Source organism: Streptomyces griseobrunneus (genome assembly GCF_046713465.1).
Lineage (GTDB): Bacteria > Actinomycetota > Actinomycetes > Streptomycetales > Streptomycetaceae > Streptomyces > Streptomyces microflavus.
Genome location: NZ_CP177080.1, coordinates 4,284,648 through 4,306,552, shown reverse-complemented (window position 1 = coordinate 4,306,552; position 21,905 = coordinate 4,284,648). Strand labels below are relative to the sequence as shown.

Below are 21,905 nucleotides of genomic sequence, written 5' to 3'. Positions count from 1 at the left end.
GTCGGCTTCGTCCTCACTTGTGGATTCCTCTTCCCCGCATCCACGACGATGTCTCAACCGGGTAGGGGAACGCCACTGGGACGATGCATCATGTTCCTGCATGTTCAGGAACCTGGGGGGTGTAGATATGGCCACAAGAGAGACAAAGCCGACACATCCTCACGGCGTCACGGACCTATGTGCCGAGGGAAAGCGGCTTTACGCCAGCGCACTACGATCCGGACGAATCTCTCGCTCAGAAGTCGAGCCTGCTCCCTGCCTGATGGATTTCGCGCTACTGCACCCGGATCCGGACGACACCGCATGGCTCCGGCCCATCGCCCCGTCCGCGGCTCTGGCCCAGCGCCTGCACCCCATCGAGCGGGAGATCCAGGAACGCAGACGACGCTCGGTGGAGCTGGCGGACTCCTTCGAGCCGTTCATGGACATCAGTGCCCAGGATCCTCCCACCACCCACGCCATCACAGTCCTGGAAGGCGGCCACCGGATCAATGCCGCCCTCGATCTGGCCACCGCGGAGTGCCGCACCGAGGTCCTCACCGTCCAGCCCGGGGGCGACCGCGGCGAGGACCGTCTCAGCGAGGGCCTCGAACGCGCCCTGTCGGTGGTCGACCGCGGCGTCGCCATGCGCACCCTCTACCAGCACACCGTGCGGCACAGCCAGGGCACACTCGCCTACGCCGCCCGCCTGGCCGAGAGCAAGGTGGAGATCCGCACGCTCGAGGAGCTCATCGAGCGATTGATAGTCTTCGACCGAACCGTCGCCTTCATACCCGCGCGCAACGACGACCAAGTCGCGCTGGAACTCCGCCACCCCGGGCTCATCGACTACCTCGTCAAGGTCTTCGAGCAGCTCTGGAGCCGCGCTTCGCCCCTCCTCGGCGAGCTTCAGTACAACCCACCCCCCAAGGGCATCAGCGGCGTTCAGCGATCCATCGCGCAACTGCTGGTGGAAGGCCACGTGGACGACTCGATCGCCCGGCGCCTCGGCATGAACGTACGCACCTGTCGCGCCCATGTCGCCAAACTCTCCGCCACCCTCGGCAGCACCAGCCGGGCGCAACTCGGCTATCTGATCGCACGGTCAGGAATTCTGGAATCGGACTCCTGACCGCGCGACCGATCCCCCCGTCGGGAACCCGAGCGTGACTGCGCAACGGGGGAGAAGGCAGCCAACGCCCGGGGCGTGCCGAGGGAGTTCCCGGCTCCCCCGACAGCTCCACACTCCCCTCAGAACTACGCTGGCACCACCGTCAACTTGTTGCACTGCATAAAGCAGGGGGATCCCAAATGGGCAGCAGCGAAGGCAAATTAGCTCATAGACCGCATCGCCATGGCGAGCTGTGCGATCCGGCGCTCCGCCTGTACGAGAAGTCCCTTCGCGCAGGACGCATAGCACGCGCCGCTCTCGCCGACGCCCCATGCCTCACTGAACTGGCCCTGCTGCACCCCGACCCGTGGGACGACACGTGGATGCGTCCCGTTCCCCCGTCGGCCGCCCTGGCCAACCTGCTGCAGCCCGTCTCCCGGGAGATCGACGAACGCCTGCGTATGGCGACCGCCCTGAGCCGGTCCCTGTTCCCCCTGACCGCCGTGGCCCACGACGACCCCAACCTCGCCATCAGTGTGCTGGAGGGAGTCCCCGTCATCCAGGCGTCCATCAACGAGGCCACCGCCACCGCCAGGGACGAGGTTCTCACGGCCCAGCCCGGCAGCAACCGCCCTGCCGGCAAGCTCCAGGAGGGTCTGGCCAACGCCCACACCGCCATCCGGCGGGGAGCCAGGATCCGGCACATCTACCAGCACCCGGCCCGCTACAGCGGCTCCATCAGGGACTACCTCTCCCAGGTCCCGGCCCAGCACCTGCAGGTACGCACGACCGAGCTGACCGTCGAACGGCTGATCATCATCGACCGGTCGGTGGCCTACATCCCCGGCTCGGCCGACCGCAACACCGCACTGCGGATCAGTCACCCCGCTCTGGTCTCGTACCTGATCCAGGTCTACGAGGTCCTCTGGGCCCAGGCCGTCCCGCTCGCCGAGAACCACCAGGCGACCGCCCCGAACGCCCCGGTCACCGCCGTCCAGCACAGCATCGCCCGCCTCCTCGCCGAAGGCCACGTGGATGACGTCGTCGCCCGCAAGATGGGCATCAGCGTCCGCACCTGCCGCTCCCACATAGCCAAGCTCATGCAGACCCTCGGAGCCACCAGCCGTACCCACCTCGGCACCCTCCTCGCCCGGTCCGGCATCACCGGCACCAACCCGCACGAACCCCTGACGTAGGCCGCCCGGCCTCCTCGTCCGGCCCGGCATCACGCCGCCCCGGACCCGGCCGCCTGCGAGAATCACGTACGTCGGCCCTGACCGAGCCGACGCCGTCTCTCCGCACAAGTCGAGGATGCAAGGCCCCAGATGACCGAGACCGGACCCATGCCCGCCACCACCGAGGACGACCACTACGGGGACATAGCCGTCGAACTCAGCGGGGAGCGGGGCGAGATGCTCACCGTGAGCGGGGAACGGATCCCCCGCACCACCCTCACCCGCGCACCCGGCGCCGAGGTCGACGACCACATCGCCATCGGCACCCGTGACCCCCGCCACCTCACGCTCACCGTGGACGGCGACGAGGCGACGATCGTGCCCGGCAAGGGCAGGCTCCGCCGGCGTTCGTACCGGGTCGACGTCCGTTGCGCGGGAGTCTCCTACCGGCTCGTGCCCGACTCGATCCCGGGCAGCCGGCTGATCCGCGACGGGAAGCACATCGGGGACTTCTCGTCCGACGGCGACCGGAAGGTGATCGCCGAGTGGCGGGAGGGGGCCGCCGTCGGGCCCCTCGACGCGGCGGTCGGCTACACGCTGGCCGCGGCCTTCGGCACCGGTGGCCAGCCGATGTGGATGATGATGGCCGACGCGATCAGCACCGCCCTGCCGTAGGAACCCGGGGCGCGGACAAACGCAACGGGGCCGGGAGAGCGGATGAACGCTCTCCCGGCCCCGCGCATCCGCAGAATCCGGCTACTCCGTCGGCGGCCTCTTCGGCTTCGGCCGCCAGACCACCAGCGCGCTGGTCTGCTGCACATCCTGGTACGGCACCAGATCGCGCCGGTACGAGGCGTGCACCTGGGCCTCGCGCTGCTGCATGGCCACCGCCGCGCCGTCCACCGCCGCCGAGAGCTCGGCGACGCGCTGCTGGAGCGCGGCCACCTGGTTCTCAAGCTCGATGATGCGCTTGATGCCCGCCAGGTTGATGCCCTCGTCCTGCGACAGCTGCTGCACGGTGCGCAGCAGCTCGATGTCGCGGGCCGAGTAGCGGCGGCCGCGGCCGGCCGTACGGTCCGGGGAGACCAGGCCGAGACGGTCGTACTGGCGCAGCGTCTGCGGGTGGAGACCCGAGAGCTGGGCCGCGATCGAGATCACGTACACCGGTGATTCATCGGTCAGCTGGTACGGATTGCGTCGACGGCCGTCCATCTCAAGCTCCCTTCGCGGCCTGGAACAGTTCCGCCCGCGGGTCCTCGTCCGCGGTCGCCTTGCGGTAGGTCTCCAGCGCGTCCCTGGCCTCCTGGCCGAGGTCCGTGGGAACCGCCACCTCCACGGTGACCAGCAGGTCGCCGCGGGTGCCGTCCTTGCGGACCGCGCCCTTGCCCCGGGCGCGCATCGTACGCCCGTTGGGGGTGCCTGCGGGCAGTTTCAGGGTGACCGGCGGTCCGCCGAGCGTGGGGACCTTGACCTCGCCGCCGAGCGTCGCCTCCGGGAAGGTGACGGGCACGGTGACCGTGAGGTTGTCGCCCTTGCGGCCGAAGACCGGGTGGGCGCCGACGTGGACGACGACGTAGAGATCGCCCGCCGGACCGCCGCGCTCGCCCGGGCCGCCCTTGCCGCGCAGCCGGATCCGCTGGCCGTCGGAGACGCCCGCCGGGATCCTGACCTGCATGGTGCGGGCCGACTTCGCCCGGCCGCTGCCGTGGCAGACCTCGCAGGGGTCCTGGGCGATGAGGCCCCGGCCCTTGCAGTCCACACAGGGGTCGGTGAGCGAGAAGCCGCCGCCCGTACCGCGCGAGACCTGGCCGGTGCCGACGCAGGTCGGGCAGACCCTGGGGGTGCCGTTCTTGTCGCCGGTGCCGGAACACGCCTTGCAGGGCGCCTGGCTGGACATCCGCAGCGGGACCGTGGCCCCGTCGACCGCCTCGGTGAAGCTGAGCGTCACCTCGGACTCGATGTCCTGGCCACGCCTCGGCTGGACGCGGGTGCCCGCGCCGCCGCGGTTGAACAGCCCGCCGAATACGTCGCCGAGACCGCCCCCGCCGCCGCCGAAGCCGCCGCCCGCACCGCCTGCCTGGCCGCCGCCCGGTGCGCCCCCGCCGAAGAGGTCGCCCAGGTCGAAGTTGAAGTTGCCGCCCGCACCACCGGGGCCGGCGCGGAAGCCACCGTTGCCGAAGAGGGCGCGCGCCTCGTCGTACTCCTTGCGCCGCTTGGTGTCGCCGAGGACGTCGTTCGCCTCGGAGATCTCCTTGAAGCGCTCCTCCGCCTTGGCGTCACCCTTGTTGGCGTCCGGGTGGAACTCGCGGGCGAGCTTGCGGTACGCCTTCTTGATCTCGGCGTCGGTGGCGTCCTTGGGGACGCCGAGGACCTTGTAGTAGTCCTTCTCGACGAAGTCCTTCGTGCTCATCGACGTCCCTCCTTCCGGACGATCGGCACGGCGGCCGGCCCGTGGGCCGGCCGCCCGGCCGGTCGGTGTGCACCCTGGTGGTCAGACGTGGTGTCGTCAGACCTCCTCGGTGCCACCGCTCTCCTCGTCGTCTGTCTTCTCTTCCTTGGCCGCCGCGGGCGTGGCGCCCGGCTGCGGCTCGGCGACGGCCACCCGCGCGGGGCGGATGGTGCGCTCGCCGATGCGATACCCCGGCTGGAGGATCGCCACGCAGGTCGTCTCGGTGACGTCCGGCGCGTAGCTGTGCATCAGGGCCTCGTGGATCGTCGGGTCGAAGGGCTCGCCCTCCTTGCCGAACTGCTGGAGGCCCAGCTTCGCGACAACCGTCTCCAGCGATTCGGCGACAGACTTGAAGCCGCCGAGCAGCTCGCCGTGCTCCCGCGCGCGGCCGACGTCGTCGAGCACGGGCAGGAGCTCGGACAGGAGGTTCGCGACGGCGACCTCCTTGACCGTGACCCGGTCCCGCTCAACGCGGCGGCGGTAGTTCTGGTACTCGGCCTGGAGCCGCTGGAGGTCCGCGGTGCGCTCGCTGAGCGCCATACGGGCCTGGTCCAGCTGTGCGGTCAGACCGACGGTCGGGTCGGTGTCCCCGGCCGGGGCCGCCGCCTCCTCCTCGGAGGGTGCGGCAGCCTTCGGCTCGGCGTCATCAGGGGTGGCGCCGGAGGGGACGTCGGGCTTCTCCTCGAAGCCCGGGGTCTCCTCGGTCACGCCGCACCGCCCTTGGTGTCCTTCTCGTCGTCCACGATCTCGGCGTCGACGACATCGTCATCGGCCTTGCCCTGGGCGCCGCCCGGAGCCTCGGCACCCGGCGTCGCACCGTCGGCCTGGGCGTTGGCGTACATCGCCTGGCCCAGCTTCTGGGAGACGGCCGCGACCTTCTCGGTGGCCGTACGGATCTCGGCGGTGTCCTCGCCCTTGAGCTTCTCCTTCAGCTCGCCGACAGCGGTCTCCACCTCCGTCTTCACGTCACCGGGGACCTTGTCCTCGTTGTCCTTGAGGAACTTCTCCGTCTGGTAGACGAGCTGCTCGCCCTGGTTGCGCGACTCGGCGGCCTCGCGGCGGGCGTGGTCCTCCTCCGCGTACTTCTCGGCCTCTTCGCGCATCCGGTTGACCTCGTCCTTCGGCAGCGAGGAGCCACCGGTGACGGTCATCTTCTGCTCCTTGCCGGTGCCGAGGTCCTTGGCAGCGACGTGCATGATGCCGTTGGCGTCGATGTCGAAGGCGACCTCGATCTGCGGCACACCGCGCGGGGCCGGCGGCAGACCGGTCAGCTCGAACATCCCGAGCTTCTTGTTGTACGCCGCGATCTCGCGCTCGCCCTGGTAGACCTGGATCTGCACGGACGGCTGGTTGTCCTCGGCCGTCGTGAAGATCTCGGAGCGCTTGGTCGGGATCGTGGTGTTGCGCTCGATGAGCTTCGTCATGATCCCTCCCTTGGTCTCGATACCGAGGGACAGCGGGGTGACGTCGAGGAGCAGGACGTCCTTGACCTCGCCCTTGAGGACACCGGCCTGGAGCGAGGCGCCGATGGCGACGACCTCGTCCGGGTTCACACCCTTGTTGGCGTCCTGGCCACCGGTCAGCTCCTTGACGAGCTCGGCGACGGCCGGCATACGGGTGGAGCCACCGACGAGAACGACGTGGTCGATCTCGGAGAGCTGGATGCCCGCGTCCTTGATGACGTTGTGGAACGGGGTCTTGCAGCGGTCCAGGAGGTCCGCGGTCAGCTGCTGGAACTGCGAGCGCGTGAGCTTCTCGTCCAGGTGCAGCGGGCCCTCGGCGGACGCCGTGATGTAGGGCAGGTTGATCGTGGTCTCGGTCGAGGACGAGAGCTCGATCTTCGCCTTCTCCGCGGCCTCGCGGAGACGCTGGAGAGCCATCTTGTCCTTGGACAGGTCCACGCCGTGCCCGTTGGCGAACTGCTTCACCAGGTAGTCGACGACGCGCTGGTCCCAGTCGTCACCACCGAGGTGGTTGTCACCGTTGGTGGCCTTCACCTCGACGACGCCGTCACCGATCTCCAGGAGCGACACGTCGAAGGTGCCGCCACCGAGGTCGAAGACGAGGATCGTCTGGTCGTCCTTGTCCAGGCCGTACGCCAGGGCGGCGGCGGTCGGCTCGTTGACGATACGCAGGACGTTGAGGCCCGCGATCTCACCGGCCTCCTTGGTCGCCTGACGCTCGGAGTCGTTGAAGTACGCCGGGACGGTGATGACCGCGTCGGCCACCTTCTCGCCCAGGTAGGACTCGGCGTCGCGCTTCAGCTTCTGCAGGATGAAGGCGCTCATCTGCTGCGGGTTGAAGCCCTTGCCGTCGATCTCGATCTTCCAGTCAGTGCCCATGTGGCGCTTGACGGAGCGGATCGTCCTGTCGACGTTGGTGACCGCCTGGCGCTTGGCCACCTCGCCGACGAGCACCTCGCCGTTCTTGGCGAAGGCGACGACGGACGGCGTGGTCCTGGCGCCTTCGGCGTTGGTGATGACGGTGGGCTCGCCGCCTTCGAGAACGCTGACGACGGAGTTAGTCGTGCCCAGGTCGATGCCGACCGCACGTGCCATTTCAATTCCTCCAACTGACTACTTGAGTGGATCTGACTCAAGGATGCACGACACCGCCTCCAGAGTCAACAGACCTGAGTCGGGTCGACTCAACTTAAGTGCACATGCCCGCCGCCATCGCACTTCTCCCCCGCCCCCAGGGCACACCCGCGCACGCCACACCCCTCGCGCACCGCCCAACCCACCATCCCACCGTGGGATCGTTCTGTCACAAAATGCCGCGAGACGGTCAGAAGCATCATCGATCGGCTGGTACAGGCACACCACACCACTCCATCGGACTCCGAACCCCCGGGCGGGCGCGATGCGGAACGCGAGACAGCGGCGCGTGCGGCAGAAGAACCAGAGGAAGAAGCAGCAGAGACAGAGGACCCAGACGCAAGCACGGCAGCCCCAGCAGGCCCAGGTGCAGCAGGTGCAGCCCTGGGCCGGAACAGCGCCCCCGGCTCAGCCGCCTCCACCCTCACCCTCACCCCCGCCCGGTCAGCAGACGCGCCCCCCGCAGCCCCCCACCGGCACCGCCAGAAGCCACTTCCCCTCCCGCCCCGCCGCACGCATGGCGGGCCTCACCGACCGGGCCGGACACCTCGCGGACCGCCTCGCCCCCCGCGCATCGGCCGAACGGGTGCTGGACCTGGCCCTCGGCACCGCTCTCCTGGTCGCGACCGCCCCTGCCGTCGCCCTCGGGGCCCTCGCCCTCGCGGTCCGGCGGGGCCCCGGCAACGTATGGGAGCGCAGTCCCCGTACGGGTCTGGGCGGCCGGGTCTTCACGCTGCGCTCCCTGCGCACCCACCGGCTCCGGCTCGACCTGCTCTCCCGGCTCCCCCAGGTGGTCCGGGGCGACCTCTCCCTCGTAGGACCGGCCCCGCTGGCCCCGGGCGACCCGCGTGCCGCATGGCCGGGGGCGCGGCAGTGGCGGCAGGAGCTGCGGCCGGGACTGACCGGACTGGCGCAGGTCCGCGCCCGCTCCGCCATGCCGTGGGACGACCCCGCCCTGCTGGACCAGCACTACGCAGAGCACCATGGAGTCGTGCTCGACCTGGCGATTCTGACGGAAGCCGTACGCAACTCACTGCGGACGGCGCTCGGCAAGGCGCGCCTCACCAAGGCACAACCAAGGCACACCTGAGCGACACAGATCACCGCCTGCCCGGCTACAGCCGGGTGGACTAAGTGGATAGTGTCAGCACAGACTAATTAAGTTACTGCTTAGTAGTAGTGGGCAGTCGTAACTGGATCCCGCTCTCGCAGGCCCGAGGAGCCCTACTCATGCAACTCGCCGCGATCATCGTGTCGCTGGTGCTGACGGTGGTCGGCGTTGCGCTCGTCGCCCGAGCCGTCGCGCAGATCTACCGCTTCGTCCGTCTCGGACAGGCGGTACCGGCCGGCAGCCGCACCGACGACCCCAAGCAGCGGACGATCACCTTGATCAAGGAGTTCGTCGGCCATACCCGCATGAACCGCTGGGGAATCGTGGGCGTCGCCCACTGGTTCGTCGCGGTCGGCTTCCTGACGCTGGGCCTGACGATCGTCACGGCGTACGGCCAGCTGTTCAAGGCCGACTGGGTGCTCCCGTACATCGGGACCTTCCTGCCGTACGAGGTCTACATCGAGTTCATCGCACTCGGTACGACCCTCGGCATCCTCGTCCTGATCGCGATCCGCCAGCTGAACCTGCCCTCGCGGGCCGGCCGCAAGTCGCGCTTCACTGGCTCGAAGATGGGCCAGGCGTACTTCGTCGAGGCGATCATCCTGATCATCGGCGCCGCGATCATGGTGCTCCGCGGTCTCGAGGGCGCGCTGCACCACGTGGACAGCTACGGGCCCGCGTACTTCGCCTCGTACCCCCTGGTCCTGGCCTTCGAGGGGCTGAGCGTCGAGACGCTGCAGAACCTGGTCTACCTGGCCGCGATGATCAAGCTCGGTACGACGATGATCTGGGCGATCACGGTCGGGCTGAACACGAACATGGGTGTCGCCTGGCACCGTTTCCTCGGCTTCCCGAACATCTGGTTCAAGCGGAACGCCGACGGCGACGTCGCGCTCGGCGCGCTGCTGCCGATGACGTCGGGCGGCAAGGAGATCGACTTCGAGGACCCGGGCGACGACGACACCTTCGGTGTCTCCCAGGTCGAGCAGTTCTCCTGGAAGGGCATCCTCGACTTCTCCACCTGCACCGAGTGCGGCCGCTGCCAGTCGCAGTGCCCCGCCTGGAACACCGGCAAGCCGCTCTCCCCGAAGCTCCTGATCATGTCGCTGCGCGACCACGCGCACGCCAAGGCCCCCTACCTCCTGGCCGGCGGCGGCAAGGACATGGAGGGCAACGAGAAGGCCACCGCCGAGCAGCTCAAGGACGTCCCCGCGGCCGCCCTCGCCGAGGCCGAGCGCCCGCTGATCGGGACCGCCGAGGAGAACGGCGTCATCGACCCGGACGTCCTGTGGTCCTGCACCACCTGCGGCGCCTGCGTCGAGCAGTGCCCGGTCGACATCGAGCACATCGACCACATCGTCGACATGCGCCGCTACCAGGTGATGATCGAGTCCGCGTTCCCGTCCGAGGCGGGCACGATGCTCAAGAACCTGGAGAAGAAGGGCAACCCCTGGGGGCTGGCCAAGAAGGCGCGCGTCGAGTGGACCAAGGAGGTCGACTTCGAGGTCCCGATCGTCGGCAAGGACGTCGAGGACCTCACCGAGGTCGACTACCTGTACTGGGTCGGCTGCGCCGGCGCCCTGGAGGACCGGGCCAAGAAGACCACCAAGGCCTTCGCCGAGCTGCTCCACATCGCGGGCGTCAAGTTCGCGATCATGGGCGGCGACGAGAAGTGCACCGGTGACTCCGCCCGCCGCCTGGGCAACGAGCCGCTGTTCCAGCAGCTCGGCCAGGAGAACGTGGCCATGCTGAACATGGCGTTTGGCGAAGACTCCGCCGAAGGTGAGGAAGGTGCGCCGGAGACGAAGAAGCCCAAGTCGTCGAAGAAGATCGTCGCGACCTGCCCGCACTGCTTCAACACCATCGCCAACGAGTACCCGCAGCTCGGCGGCGAGTACGAGGTCATCCACCACACCCAGCTGCTCCAGCACCTCATCGACGAGGGCAAGCTGATCCCGGTGACCCCGGTCGAGGGCCTGATCACCTACCACGACCCCTGCTACCTGGGCCGTCACAACAAGATCTACACCCCGCCCCGCGAGATCATCGCGAAGGTCCCGGGCCTGCGGAACGAGGAGATGCACCGCCACAAGGAACGCGGCTTCTGCTGCGGCGCCGGCGGCGCCCGGATGTGGATGGAGGAGCGGATCGGCAAGCGCGTCAACAACGAGCGCGTCGACGAAGCCCTCGCCCTCAACCCGGACATCGTCTCCACCGCCTGCCCGTTCTGCCTCGTCATGCTGACCGACTCGGTCAACGGCAAGAAGAACGACGGCCAGGCCAAGGAGTCCATCCAGGTCGTGGACGTCTCCCAGCTCCTCCTGGAGTCGGTGAAGACGCCCGCGGATCCGGCGGGTGAGCCGGAGCAGGTGGACGCACCGGAGCCGGAACCGGCAAAGTGACGTAACGCATCAACGCGATGAGCGGCCGGACCTGCCTCGGGGGCAGGACCGGCCGCTTTTCCGTGCCCGGGACGGGAGAGGGCTGGACGGGGCGGAACAGGGCGGGACGGGGCGGGCCCGGGTGGGGCATCGGACCGGGCGGGGCATCGGACCGGCCGCCGCATGTGAGCTCCGACATGTACGCGCGGACGCATCTGGAGCATCATGTGCCCCTGGAGAACGACCGCCGGACCGGGAAACGCACCCCGCCGACGGCAGCAGCCGCCATACGCCGAACAACGAACGAGGGCCCGTGCGCACACGCATCACGCACCCGCAGGCAACGACCACCACCACGGCCGCAGCCGCCCTCGCCGCAGGCTGCGCCGGTCTGCTGCTCGTGCTCACGGGCTGCGACAGCTCCTCGGCCGCCGGACCGTCCGCCTCCGCCACCACCGCCGACGCCAAGAACGGCGACCGCGCACCGGCCCCGCTCGACCCCGTCCCCCGCGGCGAGGGCAGCCGGGTCCCGTACGACTTCAACGGCGACGGCCACCGGGACCTCGTCATCAACGACCTGGTGAAGGCCCCCGAGGACCTGCACGGCGACGACGCGGGCATAGGCATCGTGTACGGCACCGAGGACAGCCCCCTGGACCCGGCCGTACGCCAGCTGCTGAACGCCCGCGCGAACGCGGCGAAGTCCGGGGACACCCTCCCCGCCGCGTTCGACGCCGAGGCCGCCTGCGACCTGGACCGGGACGGCTTCACGGACCTGGTCGTCTCCACCGACCCCCCGTACAACGGCGTCGGCGCCCCGCCCGTCCCCCTCCAGATCCTCTTCGGCTCTCCCGAGGGCCTCACCGGCAAGGCGGTCACCGTGCGGATCCCGGCGCAGGCCCGGTACGGCAAGGAGTGGCCCGAGCACCCGGTCTGCGGCGACTTCGACGGCGACGGCAACACCGACCTCGCGGTCACCGCGAGCGACGGCCGTATCTCCTTCCTGCGCGGCCCCTTCACCCGCGCCGGAGCCCCGAGGGGCGCGGAACTGCTCCCGGACGGCGGCCCGTACCTGTACGCCCCCGAGCCCAAGGCCGACACCGACGGCGACGGCTACGACGACCTCGTCGCCACCGCACGCCCGCGCACGCCCGGGAAGGCGGCCAAGGGCACGCTGCTGCTCGGCTCCGCGGACGGCCCGGCGCGCCCCGGCGGCACGTACACCTTCGCGCCGGAGGAGCTCCCCGAGGCCCCCCTGCGCGCGAAGGGCGCCACCCGCACCACGCTCCTCGCCCACGGCGACTTCGGCGGCGACAGCGATGAAGACGGCGCCAGCGATGGCGGCGGCAAGAAGGCGGAGACGGTGGTGCGGACGTACCGCGGCGAACGCCAGGACCTGGTCGCCCTGTACGCGGCGGGCACCACGGACGACCCGGTACTGACCTTCTCCACAACGGTGTTCCTCCCCTGAACTCCCCTACCGGCGCCCCCTAGGGGATGTCACAGCTCGGCCGCAATGGTGGCCGGGTCCCCCCGCCCCCCGCACCACACCTGCGAGGACCAGGTACGTTCGATGGGTGGCTGGATTCAGGATCGGACGCGGCCGGGACAACCGCACCCCGCAACAACCGCAGCAGCAGCGGCAGCAGCCGTACGGAGGGCAAGCACCACAGCCGCCGTACGGTGCTCCGTCGTGGCCGACGGCAGGAGCCGACGGCAACGGCGCGGCGCCGCCGCCGTACGGAGCTCCCCAGGGCGCCCCGTACACCGGCGGCGGCTACGCGGGCAACGGGCACGACGGCAGACACGGCGGACACGGACAGGGCCCGCACGGGACCCGCGGCGGGCACGGCGAGCCGGAGTACTTCGGCGACCCCTACGCAGACCCCGCGCCCCACGACCCGTACGCCAACAACCCGGGTCACACACAGGCGTTCAGCATCAACGACGACCCGTACGGCGACGGCGACACCTACCGCGCCGGTTCCGCCCCCGCCCAGCCCGCCGGCCCGCGCCTGGGCTGGAAGGAGCTGCTGACCGGCATCGTGACCCGCCCCGGCCCGACGTTCTGGCAGATGCGGGACTACCCCGTCTGGGGCCCGGCGCTGATCGTCACGTTCCTCTACGGCCTGCTCGCACTGTTCGGCTTCGACCAGGCGCGCGACGAGGCGATCGACGCACCCGTCGCGACGGCCGTCCCGTACGTCCTCTTCACCGGCGTCGGCTTCGTCATCGGCGGCCTGGTCCTCGGCGCGGTGACCCACACCCTGGCCCGCCAGCTCGGCGGCACGGGCTCGTGGCAGCCGACGGTGGGCCTGTCGATGCTGATCATGTCGATCACCGACGCCCCGCGGCTGATCTTCGCCGTCTTCCTGGGCGGCGAGAACTCCCTGGTCCAGATCCTGGGCTGGCTGACCTGGCTGGCGGCCGGCGCGCTGTTCACGTCGATGGTGAGCAAGTCGCACGACCTGCCGTGGCCGAAGGCGCTGGGAGCGTCGGGGATCCAGCTGATCGCGCTGCTGTCGATCATCAAGCTGGGCACGATCTGAGGCTGGGCACAGCACACGAGAAGGCCCCCGGGCGCGCCTTGGGTTCTAACGGTCCTCGCAACACCCACGATCTGTGGGAGTTGCGAGGACCGTGGCCGTTGAGCGGGTTGATCTTGCGGGGTTGAAGGAGCGTTTCCTTGCACGGCTGGATGCCGTGGGGAACGTGACGGTGGTGGCGCGTGAGCTGGGTGTGAACCGGAACACGGCGTTCGGTTGGGCTCGGAGATCCGGTCGCGGGTCGGTACGTCTGCCGCGGCGGCATCCGCGGCGGGAGGAGTACGAGCAATTGCGGGCCACGGGCGCCTCGCAGTCCGAGGCGGCCCGGCGCATCGGGGTGAACAGGCGCACAGCCAGGGACTGGGACCAGGGCGTCAAGAAAACTCGCACCACGCGGACCTACGCCGACGGCCGCCGTGTCGATTACGCGGCGGGGACCGCCACGATGTTCGGTGTGACCACAGCATCGATGGGTCTGGCGACCCTGGACAAGCAGCTGCACCCCAGGTTCCTGGCTCTTTCCGAGCGCGAGCGGATCCGGGATCTGCTCGCGGTGGGCCACTCGCTGCGGGCGATCGGACGCGCCCTGGGCCGGCCCGCCAGCACGATCAAGCGGGAGATCGATGCGAACTCGGGCGTCGAGGGCTATCAGCCCTATGCGGCCCACCGCGCAGCCGCAGCACGCCGGCCCCGGCCCAAGGACCGCAAGCTGCTACGCGAGAGCCGGCTGCGCCGCTTCGTCCAGGACGGCTTGCGGACACGATGGTCGCCGGAGCAGATCTGCCACGCTCTGCGCAAGGAGCATCCCGACGACCAGAGCATGCGGGTGAGCGTGGAAACGATCTACCAGGCACTGTATTTCCAGGCCCGTGGCGGCCTGAAGCGGGAAGTGCAGGCAGCAATCCGCTCCGGTCGCACCCGCCGCAAAGCACGCCGGGACCCCGAGCGGCGCACGCCACGGTTCACCGACCCAATGGTCATGATCAGCGATCGTCCCGCCGCTATCGAGGACCGGGCCGTTCCCGGGCACTGGGAAGGCGACCTGATCATCGGAGCCAGCAGCCGCTCCGCGATCGCCACCCTGGTCGAGCGGAGCACCCGCTACACCATGCTGGTCCACCTGCCCGGCGGAGCCCACGACGCCGAAACCGTCCGTGACGGCCTCGTCCGCACCATCCAGACCCTGCCCGCACATCTGCGGGGATCGCTCACCTGGGACCAGGGAAGCGAGATGGCACGCCACCAGCAGTTCACCCTGGCCACCGGCATGCCCGTCTACTTCTGCAACCCCGCCTCACCCTGGCAACGCGGCTCCAACGAGAACACCAACGGCCTGCTCCGCCAGTACTTCCCCAAAGCCACCGACCTCAGCCTCCACAGCCCCGAAGACCTCGAACACGTCGCCCAGGAACTCAACGGCCGCCCACGCAAGACGCTCGACTGGGATACCCCAGCCGAGCGTCTACGTGATCTACTCACCACCTAAAACCAAGTGGTGTTGCGATGACCCCTGGAACCCAAGCGCGTTCTGCGCACCCGGGGGCCTTCTCACGTACTACGCGCGGCAGCCTACGTCCGTACGGCGTCCGTACGGTACGGGGCTACGCGTCCAGAACCTGCCCGGCCCGCCGCACGACGGGCTTCTCGACGCTCCAGGGGAAGTTGATCCACTGATCGGTCTTCTTCCACACGTACTCGCACTTCACGAGGGAGTGGGACTTCTCGTAGATGACGGCGCTGCGGACCTCGGCGACGTGGTCGACGCAGAAGTCGTGGACGAGCTTGAGCGTCTTGCCGGTGTCGGCGACATCGTCGGCGATCAGAACCTTCTTGTCGGAGAAGTCGATCGCGTTGGGCACGGGCGCCAGCATGACGGGCATCTCCAGGGTGGTCCCGACCCCGGTATAGAACTCCACATTCACGAGGTGGATGTTCTTGCAGTCGAGGGCGTAGGCGAGCCCGCCCGCGACGAAGACCCCACCACGCGCGATGCTGAGCACGACATCGGGCTCGTACCCGTCGTCGGCGACGGCCTGCGCCAGCTCGCGCACCGCCCGCCCGAAGCCCTCGTAGGTGAGGTTTTCCCGCACGTCACTAGCCATGTTCGATCACACCTGGGTCCGATGGAAATTCTGGAACGACCGCGAGGCCGTCGGACCCCGCTGCCCCTGGTACCGCGACTCGTACCGCTCGGAGCCGTACGGGAACTCGGAGGGCGAGGTCAGCCTGAACAGGCACAGCTGCCCGATCTTCATGCCCGGCCAGAGCTTTATGGGCAGGGTCGCGAGGTTCGACAGCTCCAGGGTCACGTGCCCGGAGAACCCCGGGTCGATGAACCCGGCCGTCGAGTGCGTCACCAGCCCGAGCCGCCCGAGCGAACTCTTCCCCTCCAGCCGCGAGGCCAGGTCGTCGGGGAGCGAGATCACCTCGTACGTGGACGCCAGCACGAACTCCCCGGGGTGCAGGATGAACGCCTCGTCCCCCTCCGGCTCGACCGTGCGCGTCAGGTCGGGCTGCTCGACGGCGGGGTCGATGTGCGGGTACCGGTGGTTCTCGAACACCCGGAAGAAGCGGTCCAGCCGCACGTCGATGCTCGACGGCTGCACCATCGACGGGTCGAAGGGATCAATGCGGACTCGGCCGGCGTCGATCTCGGCCCGGATGTCCTTGTCTGAGAGAAGCACGTCCCGAGGATACGCAGAAGGCACGAGCCCGCCCCAACCGGACCACCCGGGGGCCGGGCAAACCGGGCCAGCGAGGGAGCGCGGGAAAGCAGAGGCAGAGGGCAGGGCAGGGGCGAGGCAACGGCCACGGCCACCACGCACGCCCCCTGTCCCCTGCCCCCCGCCCCTACGGCCCCCATCTACCGCTTCTCGAACCCCACAGGAACGGCCTGCCGCAACCGTGCACACCGGGGGCACCGGATCAACCGCCCCGGCCCGATCCGGTCGGCCCCGAGCTGCTGCATCGGGAACGACGAGGTAGCGAAAACGTGCCCTTCGGCACAGCGGACGACGGTGCGCTCCATCGACTCCATCAAGTCCCTTCCCCAACAGCATATGGACGAGACCGCCACATTAGGGGATGAACAGGACGTCACCGCAAGCGGCACTCCGACCAGTCACGCTACGCCCCCAACTCCCGCCCACCACAACCGCGTCCACCCGGCCCACCGCACGGAACACACACCGAACAGGCCCCACGGCTCATCCGCCGGGGGCCTGACATGGGGTACAGTGTGTGACGATGCAGCGCCGATCATCGGCGCGCTTCGCGGGTGTAGTTTAATGGTAGAACATGAGCTTCCCAAGCTCAGAGCGCGAGTTCGATTCTCGTCACCCGCTCCACGACTGAGGCCCAGGTCATCGACCCGGGCCTTGTTTGTTGTCTGGACCTGTCTAGGTGTCGCGCACCAGGTCCGCACCGTGTGGCGCGCGACCCGGACAGGCCAGGACCGCGATGCTCTGGCAGCCGCCTTCCACCGGGCCTCCCCGCAACCGCCATGCGGAGAGTACGGGCCCCTTCCACCTCCTTGCCACCGCGCGCCTCGTCGTCTCGCAGCGAGAACTGGGCGCCAGGCGTCCGCGGCCTCACCTCGCAGCTACCAATTCGTCCATGCCAGCCGACCGTGAACGATCTTGGTAACGCGGTGCAGGAATGAGATCCTGTTCGCATCTGCATTCAGTGAACGCAGCTTTGCACGGGGGGACTTCACACTGTGGCTGTAACCGTGCCCGATTGGGCCGACACCATGCTTGACGTCATCGGGATCAACTGGCCGAACGTCGACGAAGACGCGTACCGGGACATGGCCGACGCTCTCCGGGAGTTCGCCGAAGATGTCGAGGACGACGGTCACCTTGCCAACCAGCACGTTCAACGTCTGCTGTCCTCCGGCAGCGGTGAAGCCCTCGACGCGCTCAACGGTCACTGGGGCAAGGTCAAGAACAAGCACGTGAAGGACCTGGCCAGTGGCGCGCGAACGATCGCCGGCGCGCTGGACAACGCGGCCACGGCAATCGAGGCCATGAAGTACGCGGCACTCGTCCACCTGGGCGTGCTCGCCGGCAAGGCGGGCATCTCCATGGCGTTGATACCGGTGACCGGCGGGCTGTCCATGCTCATCGGCGGGGCGGCCATCGCGGTCGCTCAGCAGGCCATCCGCCGGATCATCAAGGAGTGCATGGAGGAGGTCGTCGGTTACATCGTCTCCGCTCTGACCGAGCCGGCCGTCGCCGCGCTGGAGAACATGGCCGCGGATCTCGCCGTACAGGTCGGTGCCAACGCGCTCGGCCTCCAGGACGGCGTCGACATGAACCAGGTCGGCCAGTCGGGCAAGGAGGGCTTCAACGAAGGAGTGGCGGGGGCCAAGGACTCCCTTCAACTCGCCTCCGCCGACGGTCCCGGCCCCGCGCCCGGCAAGGGAGTGCACATCGAGCACGCGGAGCACACCCGCGCGGGCACCAAGCTGAACCTGGTCAGCGTCGACGTTCACGGCAAGACGGCGGGAAAACTGTCCAAGGCCAGGACGCATCATGGACGAAGTCGAGGCAAGGACGACATCGCCGGCGCCCTGGACCCCGTGATCGACAAGGCCATGAAGGCGCTCGGCAAGGCCAACAAGGCCATGGGCGACCACTTCGGCAAGACACTGCCGAAAGCGGTCAAGGAGATATCCGAGACCCAGAAGAAGATCGAACTGGACATCAAGGAGATGATGTCCAAGGGCGTAAAGGTGCGGAAGGGCGACAAGGAAGACGGCCCGCGCCCCGATGCGCCCCGGGACTCCGCCCGCACCAAGGCCGACGCGCTGAAGAACGCCAAGGACGAGCCGCGCCGCAACGCGATCTCGCTGGAGAAGAAGACCTGCGAGAACGACCCGGTGGACGTCGCCACCGGGGAGATGACCCTGCCGCAGACCGACCTGGCCCTGCCCGGAGTCCTTCCTCTCGTCCTTCGCCGGACCCACCTCTCCGGCTATCGCTACGGCCAGTGGTTCGGCCGCAGTTGGGCCTCCACGCTGGACGAGCGGATCGAGCTGGACCCACTCGGCGGGGGCGCGGTGTGGTCCAGGGAGGACGGTTCGCTCCTCGTCTATCCGCGGCTGCCCCTGGCCGAGGACGACGACGGGGTGCTCCCCGTGGAAGGCCCACGGCTCCCCCTGCGGCACGGAGGCCAGAGCAACGGCGAAACCACCTACCTCGTCACCGATCCCCGTTCCGGTCTGACGCGTTCCTTCCGCGGCGGCCCGTACAACGCGTCCCCCGCCTACTGGCTCAGGGAGATCGAGGACCGCAACCTCAATCGGATCGACTTCGCCCGCCTCGGGGACGGCAGTCCGACCGCCGTCGTCCACTCCGGGGGCTACCGGGTCGCCCTGGCCGTCGAGGACTCCCGCGTACGGGAGCTGTCCCTGCGTACGCCGGACGGTCCCGTCACGGTCATGCGCTACGGCTACGACCCTCTCGGCAACCTCGACGCCGTCATCAACTCGTCCGGTCTGCCGCTGCGTTTCACGTACGACCCGGACGACCGGATCACCTCGTGGACCGACCGTAACGACTCCACGTTCCGCTATGTGTACGACGATGCCGGCCGCGTGGTCCGCACGGTCGGCCCGGACGGCTATCTGTCGTCCACGTTCGCCTACGACGTCCATCCGGAGACGGGCGACCGCGTCAGCCGGTACACGGACTCCCTCGGCGCGACCAAGATCCACCAGTTCAACGACCGGCTCCAGGCCGTCGCGGAGATCGATGCGCTGGGCGGCGTCACCCACCGCAGCTTCGACCGGTACGACCGGCTGCTGTCCCGGACCGACCCGCTCGGTCGTACCACGACGTACACCTACGACGATCGTGGAAACCCGGTCCGGGTCGAGCACCCCGACGGCACCGTCGCCCGGGTCGAGTACAACGAGTTGAACCAGCTCGCCGCCGTCACCGGGGCCGACGGCGGGACTTCACGGCAGGATTACGACGGCCGGGGCAACCCGACGCTCTTCACCCGGCCGGACGGGTCCACCACCCGACTCACCCATGGCCCGCAGGGCCAGCTCATCGGAGTCGACGACTCCCTGGGCGCGCTGGACCGGCTGCGCTGTGACGCGGCCGGTCTTCCGCTGGCGGTCCGCGGGCCGCTCGGTACGGTCACCCGCTACATCCGGGACGCGTTCGGACGCCCGGTGCGCATCACCGACCCCCAAGGCCGCACCACCGAGCTGGAGTGGACGGTCGAGGGCAAGCTCGCCCACCGGACGGATCCCGACGGCTCGCAGCAGGCGTGGACGTACGACGGCGAGGGCAACTGCCTTGCGCACACCGACGCGGCGGGCGGCGAGACCCGCTTCGAGTACACCCACTTCGATCTGGTCTCCGCCCGCACCACACCGGGCGGCGCACGCCAGGAGTTCACCCACGACACCGAGTTGCGCCTGACCCGGGTCACCAACCCCCAAGGTCTGACCTGGGACTACACCTACGACGCGGCAGGCCGTACCAGCGCGGAGACCGACTACGACAGCCGCACCCTCCGCTACTCCCACGACTCCTGCGGCCAACTCATCTCCCGTACGAACGGACTCGGCCAGACGGTCCGCTACGAACGCGACCTCGCGGGCCGGGTCACCGCCAAGGACGCCGACGGGAGCGTCACGCGCTTTGCCTACGACATCCACGGACGCCTCGCCTCGGCGACGGGCCCGGACAGCGAGCTGTCGTACGTACGGGACAGCTCGGGCAGGGTTCTGCGGGAGGTGTGCGATGGCCGCGAACTGGTCAACACCTACGACGAGATCGGGCGGCGCACCCGTCGGGTCACCCCGTCCGGTGCGGTCAGCTCCTGGTCCTTCCCGGCCGGTCGCGCCGAGCTGACCGCCTCCGGCCACCGGCTGGGCTTCCACTTCGACGAGACGGGTCGCGAGACCGGCCGCCGGATCGGTGACGCGCTGACCGTCGACCTCGCGTACGACCCGGCGGGGCGCCTGATCGACCAGCTCGTTCGGACGACCGGTGACCGGGTTCTCCAGCGCCGCACGTATACGTACCGTCCCGACGGCCATCTCGCTTCGGCCGAGGAGCTGACCGGAGGCCGCAAGCGGCTGGAGGTCTCCGGTGACGGCCGGGTCACCGGTGTCACGGCGGAGAACTGGTCGGAGCGGTACGCGTACGACGAGGCAGGGAACCAGACCAGTGCCTCCTGGCCCGGTGCGGGCGACGCCTCCGGGCCGCGCGAGTACGCCGGAACGCGCATCACCCGTGCGGGCCGTGTCCGGTACCAGCACGACGCCCAAGGCCGGGTGATCCTGCGCCAGAAGACCCGTCTCTCCCGCAAGCCCGAGACCTGGCACTACGGCTGGGACGCGGAGGACCGCCTCGTCTCGGTCACCACGCCGGACGGTACGCGCTGGCGCTACCTCTACGACGCCCTGGGACGGCGCTCGGCCAAGCAGCGCCTGGCCGAGGACGGGGCGACGGTGGTCGAGGTGGTGACCTTCACCTGGGACGGCGACACCCTCTGCGAACAGACCACGTCCACGACGGGCTCCCCGGATTCCGTCGCCCTCACCTGGGACCACGACGGTGTGAAGCCGGTGACCCAGGTGGAACGCCGGCTCGTGGACCAGGCGGAAGTCGACAGCCGCTTCTTCGCGATCATCACCGACCTCGTCGGCACGCCTCGTGAACTGGTCGACGAACAGGGCGAGGTGGCGTGGCGCACCCGTTCCGCCCTGTGGGGAGCCACGTCATGGAACCGCGACGCCGACGCGTACACGCCCCTGCGCTTCCCCGGCCAGTACTTCGACCCGGAGTCGGGCCTCCACTACAACCGCCACCGCCACTACGACCCCGAGTCGGGCCGCTACCTCTCCCCCGACCCGCTCGGTCTGACCCCCGCCCCGAACGCGGTCACCTACGTCGACGACCCCACGCGGTGGATCGACCCGCTGGGTCTTGCGGGGTGCCCGCACCGGAGCGGGGAACACAAGCACAGCGTGGTGCTGGGCATCAACAAGAAGCCCGATTTTGCCTCGAATTCCCTCGCCACGCATCTCCGCGCCAACGGCGATCCGGGAGCCCACACCTACAACGGGGACGACTATGCCGGAGTCGAGGAAAGCGGGCCGGTCTGGATGACCAACGTGATGGGGGCCATCGGGGATCGCGGTACCACTTTGTCGATCACGCTCGACGGAATGCCCAACAGCAGTGGCAGGATCGGGAACTGGAGCTCACCCGAGGATATTGTGGACGCTTTCCAGAGCGCGGCACAGAATGGAGCTCCGTTCAACACCCTGCACGAGGACAACTACCCGGGCCAAGGCCACGGCACAGCATGGGAAATGAGCGAAGTCGCCTACGCAGTACGTAATTACGATGGGGCAGCCGCGTGGGGAGACCCAGATGACGAACGTCCTGGGCGACCGTGGGAGGAGATAAAGTGGTACACCCGAAACGAGGAGGGGGGATACAAGGAAGTCACCGTACCCAAGCCGAGCATTCCCGAGATACAACCAGACCTGTCGAACCTGCCGGCACACCTGAGGTAACGAAAATC

15 protein-coding genes and 1 tRNA gene are annotated in these 21,905 nt (G+C 69.0%); 10 read left to right on the top strand and 6 right to left on the bottom strand.

Annotation, left to right across the window (positions count from 1 at the left end; genetic code table 11):
• The first annotated feature begins 100 nt into the window (after window positions 1–100).
• From ACK8N7_RS19630 to ACK8N7_RS19620, 3 genes are all read left to right on the top strand, one after another.
• The gene (locus ACK8N7_RS19630) at window positions 101–1,111 is read left to right on the top strand and encodes a helix-turn-helix transcriptional regulator (RefSeq protein WP_403214423.1); all 1,011 of its coding nucleotides are present in this window, start codon (window positions 101–103) and stop codon (window positions 1,109–1,111) included.
• A gap of 179 nt (window positions 1,112–1,290) precedes the next feature.
• Window positions 1,291–2,286: a helix-turn-helix transcriptional regulator gene (locus ACK8N7_RS19625; RefSeq protein ID WP_403214421.1), complete on the top strand. Its 996-nt coding sequence runs from the start codon at window positions 1,291–1,293 to the stop codon at window positions 2,284–2,286.
• Window positions 2,287–2,415: 129 nt separating this feature from the next.
• A complete protein-coding gene (locus ACK8N7_RS19620; protein ID WP_500443454.1) occupies window positions 2,416–2,940 on the top strand; it encodes a hypothetical protein in 525 nt (174 codons plus the stop codon).
• Between the two features lie 81 nt (window positions 2,941–3,021).
• Here ACK8N7_RS19620 and ACK8N7_RS19615 read toward each other — a convergent pair whose 3' ends face one another.
• From ACK8N7_RS19615 to dnaK, 4 genes are all read right to left on the bottom strand, one after another.
• Window positions 3,022–3,477 carry a heat shock protein transcriptional repressor HspR gene (locus tag ACK8N7_RS19615; protein ID WP_031125432.1) on the bottom strand — a complete coding sequence of 152 codons (456 nt, stop codon included), beginning with the start codon at window positions 3,475–3,477 and terminating at the stop codon, window positions 3,022–3,024.
• A gap of 1 nt (window position 3,478) precedes the next feature.
• Entirely contained in the window at window positions 3,479–4,675 is a 1,197-nt protein-coding gene (gene dnaJ / locus ACK8N7_RS19610) for a molecular chaperone DnaJ (RefSeq protein ID WP_015609578.1), read from the bottom strand.
• A gap of 96 nt (window positions 4,676–4,771) precedes the next feature.
• On the bottom strand, window positions 4,772–5,422 hold the full coding sequence (gene grpE / locus ACK8N7_RS19605) for a nucleotide exchange factor GrpE (RefSeq protein WP_403214417.1): 651 nt from the start codon (window positions 5,420–5,422) through the stop codon (window positions 4,772–4,774).
• On the bottom strand, window positions 5,419–7,272 hold the full coding sequence (gene dnaK / locus ACK8N7_RS19600) for a molecular chaperone DnaK (protein ID WP_500443451.1): 1,854 nt from the start codon (window positions 7,270–7,272) through the stop codon (window positions 5,419–5,421). Before dnaK ends, grpE begins: the two co-directional genes overlap by 4 nt.
• Before the next feature lie 556 nt (window positions 7,273–7,828).
• Here dnaK and ACK8N7_RS19595 point away from each other — a divergent pair.
• From ACK8N7_RS19595 to ACK8N7_RS19575, 5 genes are all read left to right on the top strand, one after another.
• Window positions 7,829–8,401, top strand: a complete 573-nt coding sequence (locus ACK8N7_RS19595) for a sugar transferase (protein WP_500443449.1) — start codon at window positions 7,829–7,831, stop codon at window positions 8,399–8,401.
• A 140-nt stretch (window positions 8,402–8,541) separates the two neighbouring features.
• Window positions 8,542–10,824, top strand: a complete 2,283-nt coding sequence (locus ACK8N7_RS19590; protein ID WP_403214411.1) for a (Fe-S)-binding protein — start codon at window positions 8,542–8,544, stop codon at window positions 10,822–10,824.
• 292 nt (window positions 10,825–11,116) lie between these two features.
• Window positions 11,117–12,274, top strand: a complete 1,158-nt coding sequence (locus ACK8N7_RS19585; RefSeq protein ID WP_500443447.1) for an FG-GAP repeat domain-containing protein — start codon at window positions 11,117–11,119, stop codon at window positions 12,272–12,274.
• 106 nt (window positions 12,275–12,380) lie between these two features.
• A complete protein-coding gene (locus ACK8N7_RS19580; protein ID WP_500443446.1) occupies window positions 12,381–13,352 on the top strand; it encodes a Yip1 family protein in 972 nt (323 codons plus the stop codon).
• A gap of 247 nt (window positions 13,353–13,599) precedes the next feature.
• Window positions 13,600–14,835 (top strand): IS30 family transposase, encoded by a 1,236-nt coding sequence (locus ACK8N7_RS19575; protein ID WP_500445639.1) that lies wholly within the window; start codon window positions 13,600–13,602, stop codon window positions 14,833–14,835.
• 115 nt (window positions 14,836–14,950) lie between these two features.
• Here the strand turns inward: ACK8N7_RS19575 and ACK8N7_RS19570 are convergent, their stop codons facing one another.
• On the bottom strand, window positions 14,951–15,451 hold the full coding sequence (locus tag ACK8N7_RS19570) for a phosphoribosyltransferase (RefSeq protein WP_015609585.1): 501 nt from the start codon (window positions 15,449–15,451) through the stop codon (window positions 14,951–14,953).
• A 6-nt stretch (window positions 15,452–15,457) separates the two neighbouring features.
• Window positions 15,458–16,033, bottom strand: coding sequence for a dCTP deaminase (gene dcd / locus ACK8N7_RS19565; protein ID WP_015609586.1), 576 nt, complete (start codon window positions 16,031–16,033; stop codon window positions 15,458–15,460).
• Between the two features lie 589 nt (window positions 16,034–16,622).
• Here dcd and ACK8N7_RS19560 point away from each other — a divergent pair.
• Together ACK8N7_RS19560 and ACK8N7_RS19555 are read left to right on the top strand one after the other, a co-directional pair.
• Window positions 16,623–16,696, top strand: a tRNA-Gly gene (locus ACK8N7_RS19560).
• 383 nt (window positions 16,697–17,079) lie between these two features.
• On the top strand, window positions 17,080–21,897 hold the full coding sequence (locus ACK8N7_RS19555) for an RHS repeat-associated core domain-containing protein (RefSeq protein ID WP_500443444.1): 4,818 nt from the start codon (window positions 17,080–17,082) through the stop codon (window positions 21,895–21,897).
• The last annotated feature ends 8 nt before the right edge of the window (window positions 21,898–21,905 follow it).